The sequence below is a fragment of the Bradyrhizobium sp. SZCCHNRI3052 genome (assembly GCF_032484895.1).
Taxonomy (GTDB): Bacteria; Pseudomonadota; Alphaproteobacteria; order Rhizobiales; family Xanthobacteraceae; genus Bradyrhizobium.
In genome coordinates, this window is record NZ_JAUETW010000002.1 from 588107 (window position 1) to 612325 (window position 24219).

The following is a 24219-nucleotide window of genomic DNA, read 5'->3' on the forward strand; positions in this document are numbered from 1 at the left end:
GCTATATTGTCGCTTATACAACATGTTGTGATGGTGCGGGGCAGGTCGGCGCGTGCCGATCAGGCGATGGGCTCTTCGCGGCGCACCAGCGCGACGCCCTTGACCTGGGCGTAGACGGCAAGCCCTGCCTGCAGGCCGAGCTCGTTCCACGAGCGTTGGGTGACCCGCGACAGCAATCGTGCACCCTGGCCGTCCTCGCCGAGGCCGAGCAGGGCGGTGACGCGGTGGTCCGATTGGCTGCGGATTTCCAGGATCTTCGCGCGTAGCACGTTGACGATGGTGCTGCGGCTCGGCGTTTCCAAGGCGAGGCTGACGTCATCGGCCAGCACGCGCAGGCGGCGGCGTGTTCCCGACGCAAGCGGCTCGGCCGGCAGCACGAAATGCCCGCCCGGCACCGCAAGCGTCACCATGCCGTCGACGGCGTCGTGCTTCAGAACGGTGGCGTCGAGACTGACCGCTGCATCGCGGGAGAGCGCGAGCGGCAGTGTCAGGTCGGCTTGGAGCACGGACAGCGGACCTGAAGCCAGGACGCTGCCATTGCGCATCAGCACCAGCTGATCGGCGAGCCGCTCGACCTCCGCGATATCGTGGCTGATGTAGAGGATCGGCAGGTCGAGCGCGGCATGCAGCCGCTCCAGATAGGGCAGGATCTCGTCCTTGGTGATCTGGTCGAGCGCCGACAGCGGCTCGTCCATCAGCAGCAGCTTCGGCTGGCTGAGCAGCGCGCGGCCGATCGCCACGCGCTGCCGCTCGCCGCCGGACAGATGGCGCGGCGAGCGCTCCAGCAGCTTGGCAATGCCGAGCAGCGACACGACCTCATCGAAGCCGATGGCGGTGGGGCCGGACGGGCCGGGATGCCCGTACATCAGGTTGCGGCGGACGGAGAGGTGCGGGAACAGATTGGCTTCCTGAAAGACGTAGCCGATCGGGCGCCGGTGCACCGGGCGGAAGGTCTTCTCGTCCTGCCAGACGTCGCCGGCGACGGAGCATCGTCCGTCCAGGCGGTTGAGGCCGGCGATGCTGCGCATGACGGCGGTCTTGCCGCAGCCGGACGGGCCGAAGATCGCGGTGACGCCGCGCGCCGGCACCTCGAACCGCGCGTTCAGCTCGAAGCGCCCGAGCGTACCGCGGAAATCGACCTTGACGGTGCTCATGACGCGCGTCGCGTCATCTTCTTCTCGATCAGCATCATCGTCAGAATGACGCCGAACGAGAACACGACCATGCCGAGCGCCAGCACGGAGGCTTCGGTCCATTGCGAGGTCTCGACGTAGTCGTAGATCGCGACCGACAGCACCTTTGTCCTGCCGGGAATGTTGCCGCCGATCATCAGCACGACGCCGAACTCGCCGACGGTGTGGGCAAAGCCGAGGATCGCGCCGGTGAGGAAGCCGGGGCTCGCCAGCGGCACGGCGATCGTCCAGAACGCGCGCCAGGGCGTGGCCCGCAGCGTGGCGGCTGCTTCCAGGGGCTTCTCGCCCATGGCCTCGAAGGCGTTGCGGATCGGCTGCACCACGAACGGCATCGAGAACAGCACCGAGCCGATCACGAGGCCTGGGAAAGTGAAGGCGAGGGTGCGTGCACCCCACAAGGACGCCAGCGCCCCGCCCGGACCGCTCGGGCCGAGCGCGACCAGCAGATAGAAGCCGAGCACGGTCGGCGGCAGCACGAGCGGAATCGCCACCAGGGCTGCGACCGCCTCCTTCCACCACGCCTGCGACCGCGCCAGCCACCATGCGATCGGTGTTCCCACGATCATCAGAATGACGGTCGTGATCGCTGCCAATTCGAGGGTCAGACTGACCGGTTGCCAGATATCGGCCGAGACGTGCAAGTTCATCCTTGGAAGTTCATCGACGTGAGCGCTCAGCTGCCGGACTTCGGGTCCAGAGCATAGCCGAACTTCTCGATGACCGCACGGGCTTCCGGAGTCTTGAGGAAGGTCAGGAACGCGGTCGCCGCCTCGTTGCCGGCGGATGCCTTCAGCAGCACGGCATCCTGACGGATCTCGCTGTAGAGGTTCTGCGGCACCAGCCAGCGCGAGCCGCCCGCATTCGGCATCAGCTGCGACAGTGCGACGAAGCCGACCTCGGCATTGCCGGTATCGACGAACTGGAACGCCTGCGAGATCGTGTTGCCCTGCACGATCTTGGGCTTGATCGTCTCATAGAGATTGAGCGCCTTCAGCGTCTCCACTGCAGCCGCGCCATAGGGCGCGGCGGCGGGATTGGCGATCGACAGCTTGTTGAACGCGTTCGCCTTCAGCGTTTCCTCGCCTCTCACCGCGTTCGGGTCCTTGCTCCACAGAACGAGCTTGCCGATCGCGTAGGTGAAACGGCTCCCGGCGACGCCGAGGCCCTCGTCGACCAGCTTCTTCGGCCGTTCGTCGTCGGCGGAGAGCAGGATCGCGAACGGCGCGTTCTCCTTGATCTGGGTGTAGAACTGTCCGGACGCGCCGAAGCTCAGCACCAATTCGTGTCCCGTCTTGGCCTTGAACAGACCGGCGATCTCCTTGGCCGGCTCGGTGAAGTTGGCGGCCACGGCGATGTTGGCGCTCCCGGCGAACGCATTTGCGCCAGTCAGGAGAGCGGCAGCCGCGCACAGGGCAGCGGCGACGAAGCGCATCGATCTCATCACAATTGTCCTCGTTCATATCGCAGAGACGGGTTCGCTTCGGTGAATTGCAAGTCCCGTTCCGGCGCAGCGCCCGTACCGATGCCGTGCTATATTCATTCGTATACATCAAAATAGACAGGTCGGCGACGTCCCGTCAACCCGAGGGGCCCCTCGGGCAAACGCGATGGGCGTCAGTGTACGACTTTCGACAATCGAGGCTGAAGCGATGTTGGAAACATGACGGCCCGAGAGCCGGGGTTCTCGGGCCGGCGCGAGACTAAGCCATCCGCTCCCAGAGCTGCCGCACCAGCATGCCCGCACGCTTCTCGATCGCCGCGGCGGCATCGAGCGCGAGATCCTCGCGATAGCGGCCGGCGATCAGCTGCACGCCGATCGGCTGGCCATTGTGAACCGCCACCGGCACCACCGCGCCGGGCAGCCCGAGCACGTTGATGGCCGAGATGAAGCGGATCTCGTTGAAGAAGATTTCGCGCACGCGCTCCGGGCTTACCGTGTCCTCGCGCGGGCCCGGCGTCGGCTTGACCGTCGTCGGCGCCAGCACCACCGGATAATCCTCGAAGAACAGCTGCCAGGCGCGGATATGGGTGGAGCGCTGCGCCGTCGCGTTCATCCAGCCCGCGAGGTCGAGGATCTCGGCCTTGGCCCGCATCCCGCCCCACGCCTTGTGGAAGTCTTCCGAGGTGACGGCCAGCATCTTGGCCTCCTGCATCACGACCACCTCGGTGGTGATGACGTCGCACCAGGTCTGCCAGACGCCGGAGATGTCGGGGACCTCGACCTCGCTGACCCGGTAGCCGGAGCGTTCCAGATGATCGGCGGCCTGCCGCAGCGCGGCCTGCACCGAAGGATCGACGTCCATGTCATCGGGGATCTTGGCGAGCGCGACCTTGATCGGCCGCTTGGGCTTCTCGCCCTCGAGCGGGGCCGGCACCCACCAGGGATCGCGCGGATCGCGCCGGCTCATCACCTCCAGCGCCAGCCTGACGTCGGCGACGCTACGCGCCAGCGGGCCCTGCGACGACATCAGATGCGCCAGCATCGGCCGCTCGGCCGCGGCGCTTTCGTTGTAGGCCGGGATGCGCCCCTGCGTCGGCTTGATCGTGACAACGCCGTTGCAATGCGCCGGCCAGCGCAGCGAGCCGCCGATGTCGTTGCCATGCGCGATGGTGCCGATACCGGCGGCGACCGCAGCTCCAGCGCCGCCCGACGAGCCGCCGCAGGTGATCTCGGGATCCCACGGGTTCAAGGTCAGTCCGTGCAGCGGGTTGTCGGTGAAGCCGCGGAATGAGAATTCCGGCGTGTTGGTGAGGCCGAGCACGATCGCGCCCGCGTTCTTGAGGTTGCGCACGACGGGCGCGTCCGACGGCGCGATGATTCCCATCTGCGCCTGAACGCCGTTGGGGTTTGGCCGTCCCTGGTAGTCGACGTTCTCCTTGATGGTGACGGGCACGCCATGCAGCAGGCCGTCCTTGTTGCGCGCCTTGTCCGCGGCGCGCGCAGCTTTCAATGCTTCTTCGGACAGATCGACGACGACCGCATTCAGCTTCGGATTGACCTCATGCATGCGCGCGATGTGCGCCTCGGTCACCTCGACCGAGGAGACCGCGCCCGAGCGGATCGCAGCGGCGGTGTCGAGCGCCGACCACTGCCAGACCGGTCCTCTCGGCAGCCGCGGCTTCGGCGCGGCGGCCCTCGCCTGTGGTCTGGCCTGCGGCTTCGCCTTTGCGGGCTTCCTGTTGGCCGTGGCGCGCGTGGCCACGCGCTTCGGAGCCGGCTTGGCGGTCTTTGCCTCCGGCTTCTTCCTTGTCGCTGTTTTCGCCATTGTGTTTCCCCCCAGTGTATCTCTCAAACGACCGACATGGTCAGCGGCGGCTCGACCTCGGCGGGCAGCGGGCTGACATAGGGCGTGCGCAGCGTCCGCTTCTTCAGGTCGGCCTTGGCGGCTGCGATCAGCGCCGGCTCATTGAGCGCCTTGATGCCGAGACCGGCCATCGCCTTGGCGGCCTGCACCATCGCCTTGTGCGCGGCCGGCGTCTTGCCTTGCGCAACGACCTGCCAGGTGTGGAACGGCGTGCCGATCGCCACCGTCGGCGCGTGCACCTGCACCGTTGGCACCACCCAGCTGACGTCGCCGACATCGGTCGAGCCGATCTGCGGATTGCGCTTGGCGTTCAGCGGCACCAGGAAGTCGGCCAGCGGCTTGTCGGTCGGATCCATGCCGATGCTGTAGTAGACGGATTCGATGTCCTTGTCGGTCAGGGTCGCCTGGATCTGACCGGCAAAATCCTTGTCGCTCGCGTCGAAATGCGGCGGCCCCAGCTCCTCCATGATCCCGTGCAGCGCCTCTTCGAGCGGCGTGTTGGGCAGGATGTTGGAGACCGCCGAGATGATCTTCATCTCGACCTTGGTCTCGGTCATCATCGCGGCACCTTGCGCGATCTTGTGTACGCGCCCGACCAGCTCGTTCATGCCGGGCAGGTCGCGCGCGCGGATCGAGTAGCGGACGCGCGCATGCGCCTGCACGACGTTGGGCGCAATGCCGCCGGTGTCGAGCAGCGCGTAATGCACGCGGGCGTCGCTCGGCATGTGCTCGCGCATGTAGTTGACGCCGACATTCATCAGCTCCACCGCGTCGAGCGCGCTGCGGCCGAGATGCGGCGAGGCGGCCGCATGCGAGGTGCGTCCGGTGAAGATGAAGTCGGCGCGCGTGTTGGCGAGAGAGGGCGTCATCACCACTTCCCAGAAGCTCGACGGATGCCAGGTGATTGCGATGTCGGCATCCTCGAACGCGCCTGAGCGCACCATGAAGGCCTTTGCGGCGCCGCCTTCCTCGGCAGGGCAGCCGTAGTAGCGCACGCGTCCCGGAACCTTGTTGGCGGCGAGCCAGTCCTTCACGGCGGTTGCCGCGAGCAGCGCCGCCGAGCCCAGGAGATTGTGGCCGCAGCCATGGCCATGGCCGCCGGTCTCGATCGGACGATGCTCGGCGACGCCGGCCTCCTGGCTGAGGCCGGGCAGGGCGTCGTATTCGCCCATGAACGCGATGACCGGACCGCCTTCGCCCCATTCGCCCATCAGCGCGGTCGGGATGCCCGCGACCTTTTCGATGATCCGAAAACCCTGGTGCTTCAACTCGGCGAGGTGTTCGGCGGACGAGCGGGCCTCGGTGTAGCAGACCTCGGGCATGCTCCACACCCGGTCGCTGAGCTCGATGAAACGGGTCTTGATCGCGTCGACGCCGCGCCAGATCTCGCTGCGGTTGTCCATCTCCGGTCCTTGTCCTCTGCTGCCGATAGGGGGCCGGTATGGTTATCAGCTAAGTTCCCCGACGCCTAGCGATCCGCCGCGAGAGCAGCCATGCGGCGCGCGGCAAGGCGCGGTGGAGCGCGCGTCATCCTTGAGCAGATGATGCCGCGATTGGATGCAGCGCGATGCTTTCGGCGGCGCAGCGAGAAGGATGGGGACGCCGTCCTCAAATTTCGGAACTGCCGCCGTGCGCCGTTACCGCACCCGTCCAGGAACGATCGTGGTCGCGTCCTGTTCTCGTGTCAGGAGTGCGACCGCCATGCGTGCAGGACCCATCACCATCATCGTCGCATTGCTGCTGATTCTCGCGGCCGCCGTCGTCTTCGCCTATCAGGGCATGACCTTGCCCGGCGATCCGATGCCGACCGAGGGCTGGATCGCGCTCACGCTCGGCGTGGTGTTTTCGCTCATCGTGGGGATCGGGCTGATGGTGCTGTTGTTCTACAGCAGCCGCAAGGGCTACGACGAGCCATCACAGTTCGGGGCTGATGATCATCGCGACTGAGACCGCTCAAGCCGGATGCGGCGGATGCTGTGTCCGCGGATGCCGGTCGTGAAGCAGCTTGGCGAGTTCGTGCCTCAGATCGTCGTGACCGCGCATCGCCGTCTCGAACAGCGCTTCCTGGATGTCGCGCGGCATGTCGCCCCAGACGCCGATGGCGGCGTTGCCGAGCAGCTCTGCGAACCGGTTGTCGTCCATGCGGCACCTCCGGACGATCTGACGCCCGAGGACGGCAAAGGTTCCAGGCCAGGTTATTGCGTGGTGAACAGGACAACCGCAATCGCAACGGAGAGCGCGATCGCGGACACGGTCCCCGTGGTCGACAGCACGCCCATGCGCCGCAGCGCCGCTGCAAACACGATGATGATCGGGGTAGCGGTGACGAGGCCGAGCTGCGCTTCGGTCATGGACATGCTCCTGATGTCGATCCCGTAGCGCATCCAGGCGCCGTGCTGTTTGTGCGCCGACAAAGAGCATGTCTGCCGCCCCGATTAGCTTTGCCGACATCTGATCGGAGGTGGCGGTGTCGGCACTCACATACGAACCGGAACCAACGGAGCGCTGGGGCGTGCTCGACGGGTTGCCGGGCGACCCCATGATGTGGGTCCTGATCCTCAGCGAGCTTGTCGCTTTCGGCCTGCTGCTCGGCGCCTTCGTCGTGGCGCGCGCAGTCAATCCAGTCGTGTTCGCAGCCGGGCAGGCCATGCTGGACGGACCTCTCGCCGCATTGAACACGATCGTGCTTGTGACGAGCGGGTGGGCTGCGGCGCGCGGGGCGGCGGCGGCGAGAGGCGGATCGCCGGCCACAGCACGGCGTTGGATCATGCTGGCGATCCTGCTCGGCACGGCCTTCATTGCCGTCAAGCTGACCGAGTATGGCAGGGAGATTGCCGCCGGCGCAGGCCTGGAGACGTCGCCGTTCTTCACGCTCTATTTTCTGCTCACGGGCTTCCATCTGCTTCACGTCGTACTCGGGATGGTCATCCTCGGAATCGTCGGTCGTCATGCCGCGCCCACCAGCGTCGAGACCGGGACGGCGTTCTGGCACATGGTCGATCTGGTCTGGATCGTGATGTTCCCGATCCTCTATCTGGTGGGATGAGTCATGGTCCGCGATCGCCTCACGCTCGCCTGGCTTCAATTGCTGAGCTTCGCCGTTGCCACGCTCGCGGCCTCGCTGCTGCTGCCGAATCGCTGGCTCGCCGATGCCCTCGTGCTCGCGCTCGCATTGGCAAAGGGCAGGGTGATCGTGCTGGATTTTCTCGGCCTGCGCCATGCGCCCGCGCTGTGGCGCGGCCTGCTCGCATCGTGGCTCCTAGGCCTGGTTGCGCTCGCCGGGCTGGCGGTGGCGCTCCGCGCGCTGGTCTGACGGGCCATCGCCGTGCTGCTTGCGCCGCGACAAAGAGACTCCCGGCAGTGCCGGTAGATTGCCTTCACCATCGACCTTCACCAAAACGGAAAGGACGTGTCATGGCGGAACGCCTGACCAAGTCGGCCGCACGGAACGTCTTCTACGGCGGTTCGGCCTTCTTCTTTGCGATCTTCCTCGGGCTCACAGCGCACAGCCACTACTACATGGTCACGACCTCGACCAATGCGTCGACGCTGTCCGACGGAGTCGCTCGCGGCAAGCACGTCTGGGAGAGAAACTCCTGCATCAACTGCCATACCCTGCTCGGCGAGGGCGCCTATTTCGCGCCAGAGGTCGGCAATGTCTGGGACCGCTGGGGCGGCAGGCAGGACCCGGCCGCCGCGCGCGAGATGCTGAAATCCTGGATGCAGTCGCAACCCTCCGGTGCGCCCGGCCGCAGGCAGATGCCGCAGTTCAATCTGTCCGACCAGGAGCTCAACGACCTCGCCGACTTCCTGCAATGGACCGACACGATCAAGCGCCAGGACTGGCCGCCGAACAAGGCCGGCTGAGCCGGCATCCCGTCCCCGTCATGAGAGAGATCCGCGATGAGATATGAGACCCAGAAGGTCGCGATGCTGTATTTCTACGGCGCGCTGACGCTCTTCCTCGCCCAGGTCATCTTCGGCCTGCTCGCCGGCACCATCTACGTGCTGCCGAACACGCTGTCGGTCCTGCTTCCCTTCAACATCGTCCGCATGATCCACACCAACGCGCTGATCGTGTGGTCGCTGATCGGCTTCATGGGCGCCACCTACTTCCTGCTGCCCGAGGAGACCGAGACCGAGCTCTACAGCCCGCTGCTCGCTAAGATCCAGTTCTGGATGTTCTTCGGCGCGGCCGGCACGGCCGTCGTCGGCTATCTCTTCCACTACCATGAGGGCCGTGAGTTCCTCGAGCAGCCCTTCATCATCAAGGTCGGCATCGTCGTCGTCTGCCTGATGTTCCTGTTCAACGTCACGATGACCGCCCTGAAGGGTCGCAAGACGACGGTGACCAACATCCTGCTGTTCGGTCTGTGGGGCGTCGCGATCTTCTTTTTGTTCGCCTTCTACAACCCAGCCAATCTCGCCGTCGACAAGATGTACTGGTGGTACATCGTCCATCTCTGGGTGGAGGGCGTCTGGGAGCTGATCATGGCCTCGATCCTGGCCTTCCTGATGATCAAGCTCAACGGCATCGACCGCGAGGTGGTGGAGAAGTGGCTCTACGTCATCATTGGCCTGGCGCTGTTCTCCGGCATCCTCGGCACCGGCCATCATTTCTACTGGATCGGCGCGCCCGGCTATTGGCAGTGGATCGGCTCGCTGTTCTCAACGCTCGAGGTCGCGCCGTTCTTCACCATGGTGATCTTCACGGTGCAGATGACGCTCAAGGCGGGACGCAAGCATCCGAATCGCGCCGCGCTGCTGTGGTCGGTCGGCTGCTCCGTCATGGCGTTCCTCGGCGCCGGCGTGTGGGGCTTCCTGCACACGCTGTCCAGCGTGAACTACTACACCCACGGCACCCAGGTGACCGCCGCGCACGGCCATCTCGCCTTCTTCGGCGCCTATGTGATGCTCAACCTCGCGGTCATGGCCTATGCGGTGCCGCAGCTGCGCCAGCGTGCGCCGTATAATCAGTGGCTCTCGATGGCGAGCTTCTGGATCATGTGCACGGCGATGATGACGATGACCTTTGCGCTGACCTTCGCCGGCATCATCCAGGTGCATCTGCAGCGCGTGCTCGGCCAGAGCTACATGGACGTGCAGGACCAGCTCGCGATGTTCTACTGGGTTCGGCTCGGCTCCGGTGTGTTCGTGGCGATCGCGGCGCTGATGTTCGTCTGGGCCGTGCTGGTGCCCGGCCGCGCCAAGCAGGCGATCATCCCCGGCGCCCTGCAGCCGGCGGAGTAAAACCCCGCAGGCGGCGGCTCCGATGCCGCCGCCTGCATCCCCCGATTCGGAGAGTGATCATGAAGCTCGTGCTGCACGCGATCGATACCGTCCTGTCGTTCCCCTCGTACACGCCGACCGGCAATGAATGCGCGCTGTTCGAGCATGCGTTCCGACATCGCTTACCGGTGCTGCTGAAGGGGCCGACCGGCTGCGGCAAGACCCGCTTCGTCGCGCACATGGCGGCGCGACTGGGCCTGCCGCTGCACACGGTCGCCTGTCACGACGACCTCACCGCCGCCGACCTCACCGGGCGATATCTGCTCAAGGGCGGTGACACCGTGTGGACCGACGGCCCGCTGACCCGCGCGGTGCGCGAGGGCGGCATCTGCTATCTCGACGAGGTCGTCGAGGCGCGGAAGGATGTGACCGTCGTGCTGCATCCTCTCACCGACGACCGCCGCATTCTTCCGCTGGAGCGCACCGGCGAGGAGCTGCTCGCGCCCGACGGCTTCATGCTGGTGGTGTCCTACAATCCGGGTTATCAGTCGCTGCACAAGGCGCTGAAGCCATCGACACGGCAGCGCTTCATCGCCATCGAATTCGGCTTCCTGCCCGCCGAGCAGGAGATCGCGGTGGTTGCCGCCGAGAGCGGGCTGGCGCCGGAGCGCGTTCGGCCGCTGGTGGCGCTCGCGCATCGGCTGCGAGCGCTGCAAGGCCATGACTTGGAGGAGGGCGTCTCGACGCGGCTCCTGGTCTATTGCGCGACGCTCGTCGCTGCCGGAGCATCCATCGCGGACGCCGTGCTCGCCGCGATGATCGAGCCGCTCACCGACGACGCCGACGTCAAGGCCGCGTTGCGCGAGGTCGCGCATGCCGTGATCGGGTGAGCCATGCTCGACTTCCTCGAACTGGAGGAGACCGTCGGCCGCGCCTGGCATCGCCTGGTCGGCACGACCTCGAGCTATCCGGTCCATCCGGATCAGGCCGTCGCCCTGAACGAGATCAGCGGCCGCATCGCCGTGATGTTCCGCGCGCTGGGCGGCGAGAGCGGCGTGCAGGTCGCCGGAGCCAAGGCGCGCAAATCGGGCCATCGGCTCGGCTGGCGCCAGCGCATTGGCCTCGGCGACGAATGCCTCGATCAGGCCGGGCGCGATGGCGCCACCGTGTTCCTGCCGGAGACCATCGCGCTGCTGCCGGGTCGCGCGCTCAATACGCAGCTCTATCACTGGCTCGCGGCGTGGTTCGCGACCATGGCGGTCGAGCCGATCGCGGAGCGCGATCCGCTGCGGCATGATCTGCTGGCGCTGCGCCGGGCCTGTGAGACGACCTCGCTGGTGCTGGCGCGCTTCCCTGGACTGGCGCGTCCGCATGCGCAACTCGCCGAAGCGCTGGCTGTGGCGCGTCCGCGGCGGCCGCTGCCTCGGCTCGAGCAGCAGGTCGAGCACATCGTCATGGCCCTGCTCGGCGCCGGCGCGCCGCCCAAGGGCGCGCTGTGGAATGCGGTCATCGCTGGCGGCGCGTTGCCGGAGGCCGCCCCGCCCGGCTATCGGCCGATGCTGCCGTGTCCGCTGTGGGGCGATTGCTGGAGCCGCGATGCCGTTGCCGCGGCGCGCGAGGACGACGAGACGCAGACGCCCGCAGAGCAGGAGGGTGCACCCGACACCCGCAAACGCTTCGCGCGGCGCGAGCGCGACGACACGGCCAAGCGCGATCCATTCATTCTCAACCGCTTCGAGAAGATCCTGGCGATGGCGGAGATGGTCAATGTCGATCGCCCTTCCGACGATACCGACGATGACGACGCCCGCAAGGCTGCCGACGATCTCGATGAGCTCGCGATCGCCAGGCGCAAGGGGCGTCCGGCGAGCAAGCTGAAGTTCGATCTCGACCTGCCGCCCGAGGCGGTGGACACGGCCCGGCTCGACAGCGGTCGGCTGTATCCCGAGTGGAATTATCGCAGCGGGGCCTATCTGCCGGACCATTGCCGCGTCGTGACCGGCGATGCCGCCGAGGCGGGCGAGGCGTGGTCTCCGGACGATGCGATGCGCCGGCGCATCCGCAGCGTGCGGCGCAGGTTCGAGACCTTGCGGCCGCGTCATGAGGTGATGCGCGCGCAGGCCGACGGCCACGACCTCGACATCGACGCGCTGGTGCGCGCGCGCAGCGATCTCAATGCCGGCCATGGCGGACTTGATCGCGTGCATCTGGCGATGCGCCCGCTCGCGCATGATCTCGCGGTGACTCTCCTGGTCGACGTGTCCCTATCGACCGATGCGTGGATCGACGGCGTGCGCGTTCTCGACGTCGAGAAGGAGGCGCTGCTGGTGCTGGCGCATGGGCTGTCGGCCTGCGGCGACAGCCACAGCATTCTCACCTTCACCTCGCGGCGCAACTCATGGGTCCGCCTGGAGACCGTGAAGGCATTCGACGAGCCGATGAGCGGGCGGGTCGAGCGCCGCATCGGCGCGCTCAGGCCCGGCTACTATACGCGTATCGGCACGGCGGTGCGTCATGCCGCCAGCCAGCTCGCCGAGCGATCCGAGCGCAAGCGCCTGCTGCTGGTGCTGACCGACGGCAAGCCGAACGACGTCGATCACTATGAGGGACGGTTCGCGATCGAGGACACGCGCAAGGCGGTGCAGGAAGCGCGGCGCGGCGGCGTCGCGGTGTTCGGCGTGACCATCGATGCGTCGGCGCAGTCGTATTTTCCCACCCTGTTCGGCCGCGGCGGCTACGCCATCGTCGGCAACATCAGGCGACTGCCCGCCGCGCTGCCGGCGCTGTACCGGCAGCTCGCGCATTGAAGGCGAGAGGCGCACTGCCGCCGTACCGACGACCGATACCGGCCAGCTGATCGAAGGGGTCCGGCCCTCAGGTCGCCGGCTCGCGCAGATTGCGCAGCGGCACCGGCAGGTGGCCCATCAGCTTGTCGAACTCGCCGGGATCGAGCTTCTCCCAGAGAATTTCGAAGATGCCGCGCGCAGCCGTGAGCGGATCGACCGGGAATTGCGGCGGCAGTTGGCGGAAGATGTCATCGACGAAATATTCGAGATGGCGGTCCTTGGTCGGGGTTGCCGCGTGGTGCCAGCCCTCGTAGTAGATCCCGCGAATGAGCATCGGCAACTGGGCGCCGAAATTCACGGCGACGGCCATCGGCATACGGTCGCGCAGCACATGCAGCACGGCACGCAGTGCATTGTAGGCCTGCTGCCGGCTCGCCAGCGCGAGGCGTTGCTCGATGGCCTTCAGCCAGATGTTGGTTTCCTGGACGGTGTGATCCAGGGCGGTCACGCCGGTCTCGCTCATGTGGTTCTCCATGATGACAAGTGCACAGGACCGTTCGAGGGACGCCGAACGAGGTAACGGCAAGGCCTGATTCGCTTGAACGCCTTGTCAGTAGGTGGTGCGTTCGGGCCGGGCATGTTGACCTGCATCAAATCACGATGTCGTGGTTGGACCGTGAGGTAAATGGCGGGTCAACGTCCGGCGCAGTCGTTTACGATCCCTTGCTACCGCAGCGGCACCGGCGGTCGGCAAGCCCATCCGTCATCTTACGGGGATCGTCGTGGTCCCGTGCACGGCACGTGACAATGGTCAGCAGTTCACTCTGACAAACAGCCATCGACAAACAGCCATCGACAAACAGAACGTCTACAAATCAGCACGTCGCGATCTCGCGGCGCCTATCGCGCCCGAGTCTTGCTTGACGGAGCCCTCTTCAAGTGAGAGGGCGCAGGGAAGGCCGGGAGCTCGCCGCCCCCGTGGCCCCCGTGCGGAAAGAATGCACGGGGCAGGAACCACAGGTTCGGCTGAGACATCCCGGCCTTCCCTGCGCGATAGTGTTACGGCTTATACGCATTCTCCCCGGTGAACGGGCTGTCTTGCCACCGTCACCCGCGCGAGGCTGAAACCTCGTCACGAGCTTGACGCCAGCGTCGCGGCGCCAGGACCATGCGACTTCGCCGTCCGCGCCGTGCCGTTCGTCCGCAGGCATGACACCCGCTGCGACACGTCGCGTCCATCGCATCCCGCACTCCACGTCTCGTGACGTTCGCGACACGCCCCTCTTCATGAGGCGGGATGCGCGGAAATGTCGTCCTGATTTGCCCGACGGTGCAAGCTGTTTATCTGCGGCAGACTGGCACGACGGGCAATTCGCGCATGGCGGTCATGCTGATTCGTTCGTCCGATGGCCCCGGGATTTTGCGTCTACCCGTGCTCAGTCGGAGAGCGCATCTCGAGTTGGAATCGGGCTGCTGCCTTGGGGGCGGCGCGAGGTGGGCGCTGCGGACGCTGAGAGACGCGCGACCACGGCGCTCCTCGTTCGCGGTGGCGAGCATGATGGCGAGCGACCGGAACGTTCGCGTTGCAAGTCCGGAACTTGCGCGCCTCGGTCACGCTGAACATCCCGAGATCATCGCGAGCCGGCGCTGCGCCGTCAGGTTGAACCCGTAATCGCCCTGCTTGTGAAGAACACGTCTTCGCTTGCTCGTCGCGACAGACTCACCTTACATCGGAGTCGTCCGAGGCGGAGAGATCGCGCGCTCGACACCCCTTCAACTCACGAATCGACGTCGGCTCGCAATGCTCAAGTCTGCCCAAGAGAAGTCTGTTCACAACAAGCCTGCTCAAGACAAATCCGGCAAAGACCTTCCGCTGACCGGCTATGCCGTCGTGGTCGATGGTCAGATCAAGACCGAATTCAAGACCAAGGATGGCGCACACAACGGCGCGCATGACCTCAAGCGCCGGTTTCCGATGTTGCAGATCAGGGTGTACGACGCGGAGACGAAGCAGACCCACGACATCGAATTGACGCGGGCGTGAGACTGGCCTGCCGCGCGGGGCGTGGTGTTGTGAGGACGGCAAGGCCGTTGCACCTTGTCGAGGCCGCAATCGCTGTCGATGTTTGAGTGCATGGAGAGCATGCTCCTGATGTAGCCGAGGGTACGGTGCCGGTCGCCGCGTCCTCGTCCCTGTGGGAGAGGGCGCAGTATCGCGCAGTGGCGTGCGGGCTGGGGTGCACGCAGGCGACTGTCGGCCTGCGCGCCAGATACGCCGAGATGGGCTGTTGCGGTGGCTGCGTGATATGAGCCAATCTGCCTCATCTCCGACCATGCGAGCAGCCATCATGACCGAAACCGCCTGGAACAGACTTTCCGCCGCAGCGCTTCGCGCGCTCGCGGCCCGAGACGCGATCGTGCTGTTGCCGGTGGCCTCGACCGAGCAGCACGGCCCGCATCTGCCGACGGGAGTTGACGACTTCCTGTGCAGCGAGGTCTGCCGTCGCACCGCGCTGGAGCTGACTCCAGACCATCCCATCGTGGTCGCGCCGACCGTTTGGTGCGGGCTCGCCGACCATCACGTTCCGTTCGGTGGCACCTTCACCCTCGGTCTCTCCACCTACCACGCCGTGCTCAGAGACCTGTGCCGCTCGATTCTGAATGCCGGCTTCCGCCGCATCGTGATCGTCAACGGCCATGGCGGCAACATCCAGGCGCTGGCCACCCTCACCGGCGAACTGACGCGCGAGCTCAATGCGCCGATCGCGACGACGACCTATTTCATGGAAGGGCGGGAGACCATGGCCAAGGTCCTCGAGGATCAGGAGGGCGTGATGCATGCCTGCGAAGCCGAGACCTCGATGATGATGGCGGCTCATCCCGGCCTCGTCGACGCGGCGAGGCTCGACGCTGCCTTTGGGCCGAGCTTCGACATCATGGGCTCGCTGGTCCCGTCGCTGAAAATGTTCAGATCGTTCGCCGACATCACCACCTCCGGCGTCGCAGGCGATGCGCGCAAGGCATCTGCTGCAAAGGGCGAGAAGCTGCTCGCCGGCTGCGCGGCGGCGCTGGCGGCGCGATTGCGGGCGGGCGAGCCATGGTCCACTGCACCAATTCCGCCGCCAGCCGCAAGATGACAGTGACGCGGAGCATCCTCCCGAGAAGCCCGTCGCAGGCGGGCGTTTCGGATGATGCGCCGCAAACGATACGTCCACGGGTTTGATGGACGCATGCCGATCGGCAAGCTCAGCCGCGCTGCGCGGAAGCGGCGAGGCTCGGAGCCCCGATCGCGTCGAGGCCGTCCGCAAGACTGCGGCTCGCGTTTCGCACCTCGCTGCGAAACGTCTTCGCCAGGTTCGACAGCGGCCGCGCCTCCGACCACAGCACATAGGCCGAGACTTTGGTGCTCGGCGTGAACGGCCGTACCGCGAGATCATGCGCGCCCTGGCGCGGCGAGAATGGATCGACCACGGCGACGCCCACGCCGGTCGAAGCCAGCACGCAGGCCGTGTTGCAGTAACGCACTTCGACGGTCGGCTGGAAGTCGGCATCGGCTTGCCGGAAGCTCTCGCGCACGGCTTCGCCAAGGCGCGTGCCGCGTTCGAGGCCGATCAGCGGGGAGCCGGCGAGATCCCGCGCTGAAATCACGTCGCATTCGGCAAGCGGATGCCGGGCCGGCATCACGCACACCATCTCCCCGGTATGCACGACCTCATGGGCGATCCCGGGATGATCGGACAGTCCGAGCGCGAAGCCGAGCTCGGCGACGTTGCCGAGCACGCCCTCGATGATGCCCTCGTAGCGGCGCACGTCGAAGAACATCCGCGTCTGCGGCCGGCGCCGCAGGAAGCCTGACAAGGTCGGCGGGATGATGCTGTAGGCGAGCGGCGGCGTGGCGACGATCGACAGATGACCCGTCTTCTGCTCGCGCAGGTCACGCACGCGGTTTTCCAGCCGGGCGTGCAGGGTGAAGATCGCCTCGCTCTCCTCATAGAGCGTCATCGCCTCGGGTGTCGGGAACAGCCGGTTGTTGACGCGCTCGAACAGCGTGAAGCCGGCCTGCGCCTCCATCGCCTTCAGCGCATTGCTGATCGCAGGCTGCGACAGCGCGAGCTCCTCGGCGGCAGCGACCGTGGTGTGGTGGCGGATGACCGCCCGCAGGATCTCCAACTGGCGCAGGTTCATGGCATGGTCGCCCTATTAGCCCGGGTGATGATCTCGGCCAAAATATCATAGACCGAGGTCGTCCCGACTGGTTGCAATTCCTGCGCCGGTTTCGCTTCATTGATGCTTCTCTTGCGCGTCGCAGAGGGCGGTGCTGCCGCCTGCTGGAAAGGCATGACGCACAGATCGGAGGCAGTGTTTTGAGCCGTATCTTCCGCGCCGCCGCCGCCCAGATGGGGCCGACCCAGCGCGCCGACAGCCGCGGGCACACGCTGTCGCGCATGATCGGGCTCCTGGAACAGGCGGCCGCCCAGGGCGCGAAGCTGGTGGTGTTTCCGGAACTCGCATTCACGACCTTCTTCCCGCGTTGGATCCTCGAAGGCGATGAGCTCGACAGCTATTTCGAGCGCGCGATGCCGAACCCGTCCGTTGCCGCGCTGTTCGACCGGGCGCGGGCGCTTCGCGTCGGCTTCTATGTCGGCTATGCCGAGCTGACACCGGACGGACGCCGCTTCAACAGCTCCATCCTGGTCGATCCCGACGGCGAGATCATCAGCAAATATCGCAAGGTGCATCTGCCCGGCTCCGTCGAGCCGCGCCCGAGTGCCAAGTATCAGCAGCTGGAGAAGCGCTATTTCAGCTATGGCGATCTCGGCTTTCCGGCCGTGCGCGCCGGCCGCGAGTGGGGCGGCGCCATCATGGGCATGATGATCTGCAACGACCGGCGCTGGCCGGAATCGTGGCGGGTGCTGGGGCTGCAGGGCGTCGAGCTGGTCTGCGTCGGCTACAATTCCGCGGCCTATGATCCGAATGGCGGCAACACCGAGGATGCCTCGCTGCGTACCTTCCATTCGACCCTGGTGGCGCAGGCCAACGCCTACATGAATGCGACGTGGGCGATCGCGGTCGCAAAGGCGGGCGACGAGGACGGCAGCGGGCTGATCGGCGGCTCCTGCATCGTCGATCCCAATGGCTGCATCGTGGCGCGGGCGAAGACGCTCGCTGACGAGGTCGTCGTCGCCGACATCGACCTCGATCTGTGCCGCCAGGGCAAGGACAAGATGTTCAACTTCGCGGCGCATCGCCGGCCGGATCAGTACAGGCTCATCACCGAGCGCGCCGGCGCCGTCGAGCCGGTCGTGGTCGATTAGCCGTTCACGTGGGGAGTTGCAGGATGCGCCGTTCGTTGTTCGCAGGTTTCGTCATCCTCGCCTCGCTTGCTCCGGCGGGGGCCGCGGAGCTGCCCGCTGAGATCAAGCAGGCTGGCGTGCTCAAGCTCACGGTCAACTCGACCTACGCGCCGATGGAATATCACGACCCCGCCACCAACGAGCTGAAGGGGCTCGACATCGATCTCGCCAACGAACTGGCGAAGCGGTTCGGCGTCAAGATCGTGTGGAGCGAGACGGCGTTCGCCGAACTCATTCCCTCGCTGCAGACCCGGCGCGCCGACTTCATCATCTCGGGCATCTCCGACCGTGCCTCGCGGCGCGAGACCGCCGACTTCGTCGACTATCTCGTCACCGGCCCGCAGTTCTTCGTGCTGGCGGAGAGCGATGCCAAGGTCGCGACCGATCTGTGCGGCCGGAAGATCGGCACCACGCGCTCGACGAGCTTCCCGCAGGAGATCGAGAAATGGAGCAAGGCCAATTGCGAGGCCGCAGGCAAGCCTGCCGCGCAATATGTGCCGGGGGAGAACTCGATCGATGTCCGCAATCAGCTCAAGCAGAGCCGCATCGATGCCGCCGTGCAGGGCAGCGAGACCTTGCCCTATGCGCAGTCGCAGGAGGCCGGCAAGTATCGCATCGTCGGTGAGCCCATCGCCTTCGGCTACCAGGGCATCATGTTCCGCAAGGACGATGCAGGCTTTCGCGAGGTCGTGACCGAACAGCTCAAGTCGATGATCGCCGACGGCAGCTACAAGGCCATTCTCGACAAATGGGGTCTCGGCGCCAATGCGGTGCGCGAGCCGATGCTCAACGCGGCGCCGCAATGAGCCGCGCCGACGTACTGGCCGATGGCTTTCCCGACCTGTCGGCGCACAGGATCGCGCGCAAGGCGCATTGGGGCCGCTGGCTTACGGCTGCCGTCATTGTCGTGATCCTGCTGGCGATCGGCCGCGCCTTCGCCAGAGGCCAGATCGAATGGTCTTACGTCGAACGCTTCGTGACCGCGCCGGTGATCCTGCGCGGCATCGTCAACACCATGGTCATGGCCGTCGCGGCGATGGCGCTGGGCATCGCGCTCGGCGTGGTCGTCGCGATCATGCGGCTGTCGCCCAATCCGGTGCTGCGGTCGGTCGCCGCCGGCTACACCTGGCTGTTTCGCGGTACGCCGCTGATCCTCCAGTTGTTGTTGTGGTTCAACCTCGCGCTGGTGTTTCCGACCATCGGCATCCCCGGCCTGTGGAGCGCGCGCGCCGTCGACGTGATGACGCCGTTCCTGGCCGCGCTGCTCGGGCTCGGCATCAACCAGGGCGCCTACACCTCGGAGGTGATGCGGGCAGGGCTGCTCTCGGTCGACATCGGGCAATACGAGGCGGCGCAGGCGATCGGCATGGGACGGCTGCAGGCGCTGCGCCGGATCATCCTGCCGCAGGCGATGCGCGTGGTGATCCCGCCGCTCGGCAACGAGTTCATTGGCCTGGTCAAGGCGACCTCGCTCGCCAGCGTGATCCAGTATCCGGAGGTGTTGCACTCGGCCGAGAACATCTACTACGCCAATTCGCGCGTCATCGAGCTCCTGATCGTCGCCGGCCTCTGGTATCTGCTCGTGGTCTCGGTCCTGACGCCGCTGCAGATGCTGCTCGAACACCGTTTTGCCCGTGGCATCGCGCGGGGGCGCTGATGACGCCGCTCGTCGCCATCCGTCAGGTCAGCAAGCGCTTCGGGGAATTCCAGGCGCTCAAGCAAGTCTCGCTCGATGTCTTCGAGGGCGAGGTGGTGTGCCTGATCGGGCAATCCGGCTCCGGCAAGACCACCTTGCTCCGTTGCGTCAACCAGCTGGCCACGGCGGACAGCGGCGGCATCTGGCTCGACGGCGCGCTGCTCGGCTTCCGCGAGACGGCCGGTCGGCTGCATCGGCTGTCGGAGCGCGAGATCGCGCGGCAACGCCTCGCCTGCGGCATGGTGTTCCAGCGCTTCAACCTGTTCCCGCACATGACGGCGCTGGAGAACGTGATCGAGGGGCCGGTGCAGGTGCAGAGGCGCAGGCTTGCCGAGGCGAAGGACGAGGCCTTGTCGCTGCTGCGCCGGGTCGGCCTTGCCGACAAGGCGCAGTCCTATCCGGCGCAACTGTCCGGCGGTCAGCAGCAGCGCGTGGCGATCGCACGCGCGCTCGCAATGAAGCCGCGGCTGGTGCTGTTCGACGAGCCGACCTCGGCGCTCGACCCGGAGCTGGTCGGCGAGGTGCTCGGTGTGATGAAGGAGCTGGCGAGGTCCGGCATGACCATGCTGGTCGTCACGCATGAGCTCGGCTTCGCGCGCGAGGTCGCCGACCGGGTTGTCTATATGGACCAGGGCGTGATCGTGGAGAGTGGTCCGGCCGGCGAGGTGCTGCGTGCGCCGCGCGAGGCGAGGACCAAGGCATTTCTGGCAGCTGAAGTGGGGTGAGGTGATGGAATTGAAGTCGATCGTGTTGGCTGGGCTCATGAGCGCGGCCGTGGCGGGCGCGGCTCTCGCCGCCGAGCTGCCGGCCGAGATCAAGCAGAACGGCCTGCGCATCGCGGTGGTGCCGAACTATCCGCCGATGGAGTTCAAGGATCCGGCCACCGCGACCCTGACCGGCTTCGACGTCGAGCTCGGCGAGGCGCTGGCCAAGAAGCTCGGCGTCAACGCGGTGTGGCAGGAGACCAGCTTCGACCAGCTGATGCCGGGCCTCGCCACGCAGCGTTTCGACATCATCCTGACCGGCATGACCGACTACAAGAGCCGGCAGGATACCGCGACCTTCATCGACTACCTGCGCAGCGGTCCGCGATTCTTCGTGCAGGCTTCGCGCGCCAGCGAGTTCAAGGAGCCGACGGCGCTGTGCGGCAAGAGGGTCGGCGCCTCCAGGCGCACGATGTTCCCGAAGGACATCGCCGCCTGGAGCGAGAAGAACTGCGGCGCGAGCGGAATCGAGTTCGTCGGCACCGAGGGCTCGGCCGACGCCCGCACGCAGCTCAAGCAGGGCCGCATCGACGCCGCCGTGCAGGGCAACGAGACCTTGCCCTACATCATGGATCTCGAGCCGAACACTTACGTGCCGGTCGGCACGCCCATCGCGTACCAATATACGGGGCTGGCGACGCCGGTGAAGGCGGACGAACTGCGCGAGGCGCTGCGCGCCGCGCTGGAGGGCCTGATTGCCGACGGCAGCTACAAGGCGCTGCTGGCGAAGTGGAAGCTGAGCGACAATGGAATCGAGAAGGTGCTGATCAATGCTGGACAGTAAGGCGCTCGCGGGAATCCCGGTCGTTCCCGCCAACACCGCGCCGCCGGCGCCGGGCTATCCATGGCCTGCGCCGCACAGAGCGGCGATGTTCCTTTCGTTCGACATCGACGCCGAGAGCGCCTGGACCTCGAAGGATCCCGCGCATGCGGCGCGTCTGGTCACGATGAGCTTCGGCGGCTTCGAGGCGCGCGTCGGCACGCCGAAGCTTCTCGAGCTGCTCGCCGAGCTCGATCTCAAGGCGACGTTCTTCATCACGGGATGGGCGGTCGATGCGCATCCGGCGATGGCGGAAGCGGTGCTGAAGGCGGGCCACGAGATCGGCCATCACGGCTATCACCATCTGCTGCCGGATCCCGGCGATCCCTTCATCGTCGAGGAGATCGAGCGCGGCTTCGAGGCGATCCAGCGCCGGCTCGGAATCCGGCCGATCGGCTACCGCGCGCCGTTCGGCGAGTTCTGCGAGGAGCTGCTGACAGCGCTGGTGCGCCAGGGCATCGTCTACACCTCCTCGTTCCGCGATGACGTCAGGCCCTATCGCCATCGCTTGGCCTCCGGCTCGCCGGGCACGATCGAAATCCCGGTGACCGCGAGCTATGACGACTGGATGCACGGCCTGTCGGCGCGGTTCTCGCCGCGCTCGATCTTTCCGAAAGAGCACGTGCTGTCGATGTGGAAGGATGAGCTGGACGAAGTCCGCGATTGGGGCGCGATGGTGACGACCGTGCTGCATCCGCAGGTCTCGGGCCGGCCGATGCGCTTCCGGCTGCTGCGCGAGTTCCTGACCTACGCCAAATCGTGCCGGGACGTGTGGATCACGACCGGAGCCGAGATCGCGGCGAACTACCAGCGCCATGAGGCGGCGGAAGCGAAGGACGCATGAGTACGACGGCGATCTTCGGCAGCTACGTGCTGACGCGCAAGGACGGCGCGCAGGACGTCCTGCGCGATCACTGGGTGCTGGTCGAGGGCAGGCGCATCGCGGCCGTGACGCGTGATCGGCCGGCGGCGGACGAGATGTTCGATCGTCCGGGTCGCTTCGTGCTGCCGGGCCTGTTGAACCTGCACAACCACATCTTCAGCGAGGCGATCGCACGCACGTTCACCGAGGACGGCAACGGCCGGCGCAACAACAAGAGCATCGTCTACACCGTGCTGTTGCCGCTGTCCAAGCGCGGGGCCGAGATCCTTTCGGTGGAGGAGCGGCTGGCGATCGGCCGCATGGGGGTGTTGCAGCTCCTGAAGGGCGGCGCCACCACGGTGATGGAGCCGTTCCGCAACACGATCCCGGAGCTGTTCGATGCGGCTCTCGAGATGGGCCTGCGCTTCTATGGCGCGCCCTATCTGTTCTCGACCGGCGATGCCAAGGCGGATGCCTCCGGCGTCGTGACTTACGCCGGCGATGACGGCGAGGCCGACATGGCGGTCTGGAATGCGCTCCATCAGCGCTGGCACGGCCAGGGCGACGGCCGCATTCGTCTTGCGATGAGCCCGCACGCGACCGATACCTGCGGACCGGATCTGTTGCGCGCGGCTGCCAGCCGGGCGCGCGAGCTCGGCGTTCCCATCACCACGCACATGGCGCAGAGCGCGGGCGAGGTCGCGACGATCGCGCAGCGCCATGGCGGCCGCACCCCGGCCGAATATCTCGACTGGCTCGGCCTGCTCGGACCCGATCTGCTGGCGGCGCATTGCCACGCGTCGACCGATGCGGACCTTGCGCTGATGGCGGCGCGTGGTGCCGGCGTGCTGAACTGCCCGCGCGTGTTCGCGCGCGCCGGAGTCACCGCCGCCTTCGGCCGCTTCGCCGCGCATGGCGTCCGCACCGCGGTCGGCACCGACGGCTACAACATGGATCTGCTCGGCGAGCTCAACGCGGCGTCGATGATCTCGAAGATCGCGCTGGGAAGCGCCGAGACGGCGAGCGCGCCGGAACTGATCGACGCCGTCACCACGACGGCCGCCGCCATGATCAAGCGCGACGATCTCGGCGTCATCGCGCCCGGCGCGACCGCCGACCTCACCGTCGTCGACATGACGCATCCACATCTTCAGCCGCTACACGACCCGCGCCGCGGCCTGATCGCGCTCGCGAACCGCGCCAACATCGACCAGGTGATGATCGACGGCCGGCTGCTGATCCACGACGGCCGCTATCTCCACGGTGACGAGGCTGCCATCACCGCCGCAGGGACTGCCGCGATCGAGAGGATCTGGGCGCTGCCGGAGGCGGAGGCCGCATTCGCCGGCTGAATGCTGCTACCGCGTGCCGTAGGCGCGGTCGCCGGCGTCGCCGAGGCCGGGGACGATGAAGGCGTCGTCGTCGAGGCCGTCGTCGATCGCGGCGGTCCACAGTGCGACATCGGGATGCAGGCCGCGGACGCGCTCGACGCCCTCGGGCGCCGCGATCATGCAGACCATGCGGATATCCTTGGCGCCGCGCTCCTTGAGCCGGTCGACCGCGGCGACTGCGCTGTTGCCGGTCGCGAGCACCGGCGTGACCACGACGGCGAGGCGCTCGTGCAGGTCGGACGGCGCCTTGAAGAAATACTCGACGGCGGTGAAGGTCTGCGGCTCGCGATACAGGCCGATATGGGCGACGCGGGCGGTCGGCACCAGATCGAGCATGCCGTCGACGAAGGTGACGCCGGCGCGCAGCACCGGCACGAACACCAGCTTCTTGCCGGCGATCTTGGCCGACTGCATTCGCGCCAGCGGCGTCTCGATCTCGACCTCCGTGAGCGGCAGGTCGCGCGTGACCTCGTAGCACAGGAGCATGCCGATCTCCTTCAAGAGCTCGCGGAACGACTTGGTCGAGATCGACTTGTCGCGGATCAAGGTCAGCTTGTGCTGCACCAGCGGATGATCGACGACCGTGACGCCTTCCATGGCTTTCATCTCCGAAGCGTAGGGTGGGCAAAGGCGCGAAGCGCCGTGCCCACCTGATACTAGCTCAGCTTGGAATGGTGGGCACGCTGCGCTTTGCCCACCCTACGCGCAACTTATGAATTGCGTCATTGCGAGGAGCGAAGCGACGAAGCAATCCAGACTTTCTTCCGGGCTCTGGATTGCTTCCGCCGTCGCCCTTCGGGCTATGGCGGACAAGTCGCT

Annotated in this window: 26 protein-coding genes; 16 read left to right on the plus strand and 10 right to left on the minus strand. The window is 66.4% G+C overall.

What is annotated here, in order from left to right; all coding sequences use genetic code 11:
* Positions 1-59: 59 nt before the first annotated feature.
* The 5 genes from modC to QW887_RS07890 all read right to left on the minus strand — a co-directional run bounded on the left by modC (position 60) and on the right by QW887_RS07890 (position 5901).
* The gene (gene modC, locus QW887_RS07870; protein WP_316171717.1) at positions 60-1154 is read right to left on the minus strand and encodes a molybdenum ABC transporter ATP-binding protein; all 1095 of its coding nucleotides are present in this window, start codon (positions 1152-1154) and stop codon (positions 60-62) included.
* Positions 1151-1840: a molybdate ABC transporter permease subunit gene (gene modB, locus QW887_RS07875; RefSeq protein WP_316171718.1), complete on the minus strand. Its 690-nt coding sequence runs from the start codon at positions 1838-1840 to the stop codon at positions 1151-1153. The genes modC and modB overlap by 4 nt, the downstream gene beginning before the upstream one ends.
* Positions 1841-1866: 26 nt before the next feature.
* Positions 1867-2634, minus strand: a complete 768-nt coding sequence (gene modA, locus QW887_RS07880; RefSeq protein ID WP_315827073.1) for a molybdate ABC transporter substrate-binding protein — start codon at positions 2632-2634, stop codon at positions 1867-1869.
* Between the two features lie 259 nt (positions 2635-2893).
* Positions 2894-4459, minus strand: coding sequence for an amidase family protein (locus QW887_RS07885; protein ID WP_315827072.1), 1566 nt, complete (start codon positions 4457-4459; stop codon positions 2894-2896).
* 23 nt (positions 4460-4482) lie between these two features.
* On the minus strand, positions 4483-5901 hold the full coding sequence (locus QW887_RS07890) for a M20 family metallopeptidase (RefSeq protein ID WP_315827071.1): 1419 nt from the start codon (positions 5899-5901) through the stop codon (positions 4483-4485).
* A 298-nt stretch (positions 5902-6199) separates the two neighbouring features.
* Between QW887_RS07890 and QW887_RS07895 the strand changes: the two genes are divergently transcribed.
* Positions 6200-6445, plus strand: coding sequence for a hypothetical protein (locus QW887_RS07895; protein WP_315717765.1), 246 nt, complete (start codon positions 6200-6202; stop codon positions 6443-6445).
* 6 nt (positions 6446-6451) lie between these two features.
* Here the strand turns inward: QW887_RS07895 and QW887_RS07900 are convergent, their stop codons facing one another.
* A complete protein-coding gene (locus QW887_RS07900) occupies positions 6452-6640 on the minus strand; it encodes a hypothetical protein (protein WP_172112235.1) in 189 nt (62 codons plus the stop codon).
* A 53-nt stretch (positions 6641-6693) separates the two neighbouring features.
* The gene (locus tag QW887_RS07905) at positions 6694-6849 is read right to left on the minus strand and encodes a hypothetical protein (protein ID WP_315717764.1); all 156 of its coding nucleotides are present in this window, start codon (positions 6847-6849) and stop codon (positions 6694-6696) included.
* Positions 6850-6965: 116 nt separating this feature from the next.
* Between QW887_RS07905 and QW887_RS07910 the strand changes: the two genes are divergently transcribed.
* The 6 genes from QW887_RS07910 to QW887_RS07935 all read left to right on the plus strand — a co-directional run bounded on the left by QW887_RS07910 (position 6966) and on the right by QW887_RS07935 (position 12534).
* Positions 6966-7544 (plus strand): cytochrome c oxidase subunit 3 family protein, encoded by a 579-nt coding sequence (locus tag QW887_RS07910; RefSeq protein WP_315750296.1) that lies wholly within the window; start codon positions 6966-6968, stop codon positions 7542-7544.
* Between the two features lie 3 nt (positions 7545-7547).
* Positions 7548-7811, plus strand: a complete 264-nt coding sequence (locus QW887_RS07915; RefSeq protein ID WP_315717762.1) for a cytochrome C oxidase subunit IV family protein — start codon at positions 7548-7550, stop codon at positions 7809-7811.
* Between the two features lie 101 nt (positions 7812-7912).
* Entirely contained in the window at positions 7913-8365 is a 453-nt protein-coding gene (locus tag QW887_RS07920) for a cytochrome c (RefSeq protein WP_315717761.1), read from the plus strand.
* 36 nt (positions 8366-8401) lie between these two features.
* Positions 8402-9748 carry a cbb3-type cytochrome c oxidase subunit I gene (locus QW887_RS07925; RefSeq protein WP_316167625.1) on the plus strand — a complete coding sequence of 449 codons (1347 nt, stop codon included), beginning with the start codon at positions 8402-8404 and terminating at the stop codon, positions 9746-9748.
* 59 nt (positions 9749-9807) lie between these two features.
* Complete coding sequence (locus QW887_RS07930) at positions 9808-10617, plus strand: CbbQ/NirQ/NorQ/GpvN family protein (protein ID WP_316167627.1); 810 nt, start codon at positions 9808-9810, stop codon at positions 10615-10617.
* Positions 10618-10620: 3 nt separating this feature from the next.
* Entirely contained in the window at positions 10621-12534 is a 1914-nt protein-coding gene (locus QW887_RS07935) for a nitric oxide reductase activation protein NorD (protein ID WP_315717758.1), read from the plus strand.
* A 67-nt stretch (positions 12535-12601) separates the two neighbouring features.
* Here the strand turns inward: QW887_RS07935 and QW887_RS07940 are convergent, their stop codons facing one another.
* The gene (locus QW887_RS07940; RefSeq protein ID WP_315750299.1) at positions 12602-13036 is read right to left on the minus strand and encodes a DUF2267 domain-containing protein; all 435 of its coding nucleotides are present in this window, start codon (positions 13034-13036) and stop codon (positions 12602-12604) included.
* 1179 nt (positions 13037-14215) lie between these two features.
* On the opposite strand from QW887_RS07940, the gene QW887_RS07945 reads away from it, so the two are divergent.
* Together QW887_RS07945 and QW887_RS07950 are read left to right on the plus strand one after the other, a co-directional pair.
* Complete coding sequence (locus QW887_RS07945; RefSeq protein WP_410052179.1) at positions 14216-14557, plus strand: hypothetical protein; 342 nt, start codon at positions 14216-14218, stop codon at positions 14555-14557.
* 304 nt (positions 14558-14861) lie between these two features.
* Positions 14862-15650 (plus strand): creatininase family protein, encoded by a 789-nt coding sequence (locus QW887_RS07950; protein WP_316194353.1) that lies wholly within the window; start codon positions 14862-14864, stop codon positions 15648-15650.
* 109 nt (positions 15651-15759) lie between these two features.
* On the opposite strand, the gene QW887_RS07955 is transcribed toward QW887_RS07950, so the two are convergent.
* Positions 15760-16698 carry a LysR family transcriptional regulator gene (locus QW887_RS07955; protein WP_316194354.1) on the minus strand — a complete coding sequence of 313 codons (939 nt, stop codon included), beginning with the start codon at positions 16696-16698 and terminating at the stop codon, positions 15760-15762.
* Between the two features lie 179 nt (positions 16699-16877).
* Here QW887_RS07955 and QW887_RS07960 point away from each other — a divergent pair, with 179 nt between their 5' ends.
* The 7 genes from QW887_RS07960 to QW887_RS07990 are packed head-to-tail and all read left to right on the plus strand — an operon-like array spanning position 16878 to position 23361.
* Positions 16878-17828 (plus strand): N-carbamoyl-D-amino-acid hydrolase, encoded by a 951-nt coding sequence (locus tag QW887_RS07960; protein ID WP_315750302.1) that lies wholly within the window; start codon positions 16878-16880, stop codon positions 17826-17828.
* 23 nt (positions 17829-17851) lie between these two features.
* Positions 17852-18673 carry an ABC transporter substrate-binding protein gene (locus QW887_RS07965; RefSeq protein WP_315750303.1) on the plus strand — a complete coding sequence of 274 codons (822 nt, stop codon included), beginning with the start codon at positions 17852-17854 and terminating at the stop codon, positions 18671-18673.
* A complete protein-coding gene (locus QW887_RS07970; RefSeq protein WP_315717751.1) occupies positions 18670-19524 on the plus strand; it encodes an amino acid ABC transporter permease in 855 nt (284 codons plus the stop codon). The genes QW887_RS07965 and QW887_RS07970 overlap by 4 nt, the downstream gene beginning before the upstream one ends.
* Positions 19524-20288 (plus strand): amino acid ABC transporter ATP-binding protein, encoded by a 765-nt coding sequence (locus QW887_RS07975; protein WP_409998623.1) that lies wholly within the window; start codon positions 19524-19526, stop codon positions 20286-20288. Before QW887_RS07970 ends, QW887_RS07975 begins: the two co-directional genes overlap by 1 nt.
* A 4-nt stretch (positions 20289-20292) precedes the next feature.
* Positions 20293-21111, plus strand: coding sequence for an ABC transporter substrate-binding protein (locus QW887_RS07980; RefSeq protein WP_315717750.1), 819 nt, complete (start codon positions 20293-20295; stop codon positions 21109-21111).
* Positions 21098-21991: a polysaccharide deacetylase gene (locus QW887_RS07985; RefSeq protein WP_315717749.1), complete on the plus strand. Its 894-nt coding sequence runs from the start codon at positions 21098-21100 to the stop codon at positions 21989-21991. The genes QW887_RS07980 and QW887_RS07985 overlap by 14 nt, the downstream gene beginning before the upstream one ends.
* Entirely contained in the window at positions 21988-23361 is a 1374-nt protein-coding gene (locus QW887_RS07990) for an amidohydrolase family protein (RefSeq protein ID WP_315717748.1), read from the plus strand. Before QW887_RS07985 ends, QW887_RS07990 begins: the two co-directional genes overlap by 4 nt.
* Before the next feature lie 6 nt (positions 23362-23367).
* On the opposite strand, the gene upp is transcribed toward QW887_RS07990, so the two are convergent.
* Positions 23368-23997: a uracil phosphoribosyltransferase gene (upp, locus tag QW887_RS07995; protein ID WP_231327004.1), complete on the minus strand. Its 630-nt coding sequence runs from the start codon at positions 23995-23997 to the stop codon at positions 23368-23370.
* Positions 23998-24219 lie beyond the last annotated feature (222 nt).

Coding starts and splice junctions, on each gene's coding strand:
- QW887_RS07985 (WP_315717749.1), top strand. CDS start 21,098: ATGCTGGACAGTAAGGCGCTCGCGGGAATCCCGGTCGTTCCCGCCAAC.
- QW887_RS07930 (WP_316167627.1), top strand. CDS start 9,808: ATGAAGCTCGTGCTGCACGCGATCGATACCGTCCTGTCGTTCCCCTCG.
- QW887_RS07935 (WP_315717758.1), top strand. CDS start 10,621: ATGCTCGACTTCCTCGAACTGGAGGAGACCGTCGGCCGCGCCTGGCAT.
- QW887_RS07885 (WP_315827072.1), bottom strand. CDS start 4,459: ATGGCGAAAACAGCGACAAGGAAGAAGCCGGAGGCAAAGACCGCCAAG.
- modA (WP_315827073.1), bottom strand. CDS start 2,634: ATGAGATCGATGCGCTTCGTCGCCGCTGCCCTGTGCGCGGCTGCCGCT.
- QW887_RS07890 (WP_315827071.1), bottom strand. CDS start 5,901: ATGGACAACCGCAGCGAGATCTGGCGCGGCGTCGACGCGATCAAGACC.
- QW887_RS07975 (WP_409998623.1), top strand. CDS start 19,524: ATGACGCCGCTCGTCGCCATCCGTCAGGTCAGCAAGCGCTTCGGGGAA.
- QW887_RS07915 (WP_315717762.1), top strand. CDS start 7,548: ATGGTCCGCGATCGCCTCACGCTCGCCTGGCTTCAATTGCTGAGCTTC.
- QW887_RS07900 (WP_172112235.1), bottom strand. CDS start 6,640: ATGGACGACAACCGGTTCGCAGAGCTGCTCGGCAACGCCGCCATCGGC.
- QW887_RS07955 (WP_316194354.1), bottom strand. CDS start 16,698: ATGAACCTGCGCCAGTTGGAGATCCTGCGGGCGGTCATCCGCCACCAC.
- QW887_RS07905 (WP_315717764.1), bottom strand. CDS start 6,849: ATGACCGAAGCGCAGCTCGGCCTCGTCACCGCTACCCCGATCATCATC.
- QW887_RS07965 (WP_315750303.1), top strand. CDS start 17,852: ATGCGCCGTTCGTTGTTCGCAGGTTTCGTCATCCTCGCCTCGCTTGCT.
- modB (WP_316171718.1), bottom strand. CDS start 1,840: ATGAACTTGCACGTCTCGGCCGATATCTGGCAACCGGTCAGTCTGACC.
- QW887_RS07920 (WP_315717761.1), top strand. CDS start 7,913: ATGGCGGAACGCCTGACCAAGTCGGCCGCACGGAACGTCTTCTACGGC.
- upp (WP_231327004.1), bottom strand. CDS start 23,997: ATGGAAGGCGTCACGGTCGTCGATCATCCGCTGGTGCAGCACAAGCTG.
- QW887_RS07970 (WP_315717751.1), top strand. CDS start 18,670: ATGAGCCGCGCCGACGTACTGGCCGATGGCTTTCCCGACCTGTCGGCG.
- QW887_RS07980 (WP_315717750.1), top strand. CDS start 20,293: ATGGAATTGAAGTCGATCGTGTTGGCTGGGCTCATGAGCGCGGCCGTG.
- modC (WP_316171717.1), bottom strand. CDS start 1,154: ATGAGCACCGTCAAGGTCGATTTCCGCGGTACGCTCGGGCGCTTCGAG.
- QW887_RS07925 (WP_316167625.1), top strand. CDS start 8,402: ATGAGATATGAGACCCAGAAGGTCGCGATGCTGTATTTCTACGGCGCG.
- QW887_RS07940 (WP_315750299.1), bottom strand. CDS start 13,036: ATGAGCGAGACCGGCGTGACCGCCCTGGATCACACCGTCCAGGAAACC.
- QW887_RS07990 (WP_315717748.1), top strand. CDS start 21,988: ATGAGTACGACGGCGATCTTCGGCAGCTACGTGCTGACGCGCAAGGAC.
- QW887_RS07950 (WP_316194353.1), top strand. CDS start 14,862: ATGACCGAAACCGCCTGGAACAGACTTTCCGCCGCAGCGCTTCGCGCG.
- QW887_RS07895 (WP_315717765.1), top strand. CDS start 6,200: ATGCGTGCAGGACCCATCACCATCATCGTCGCATTGCTGCTGATTCTC.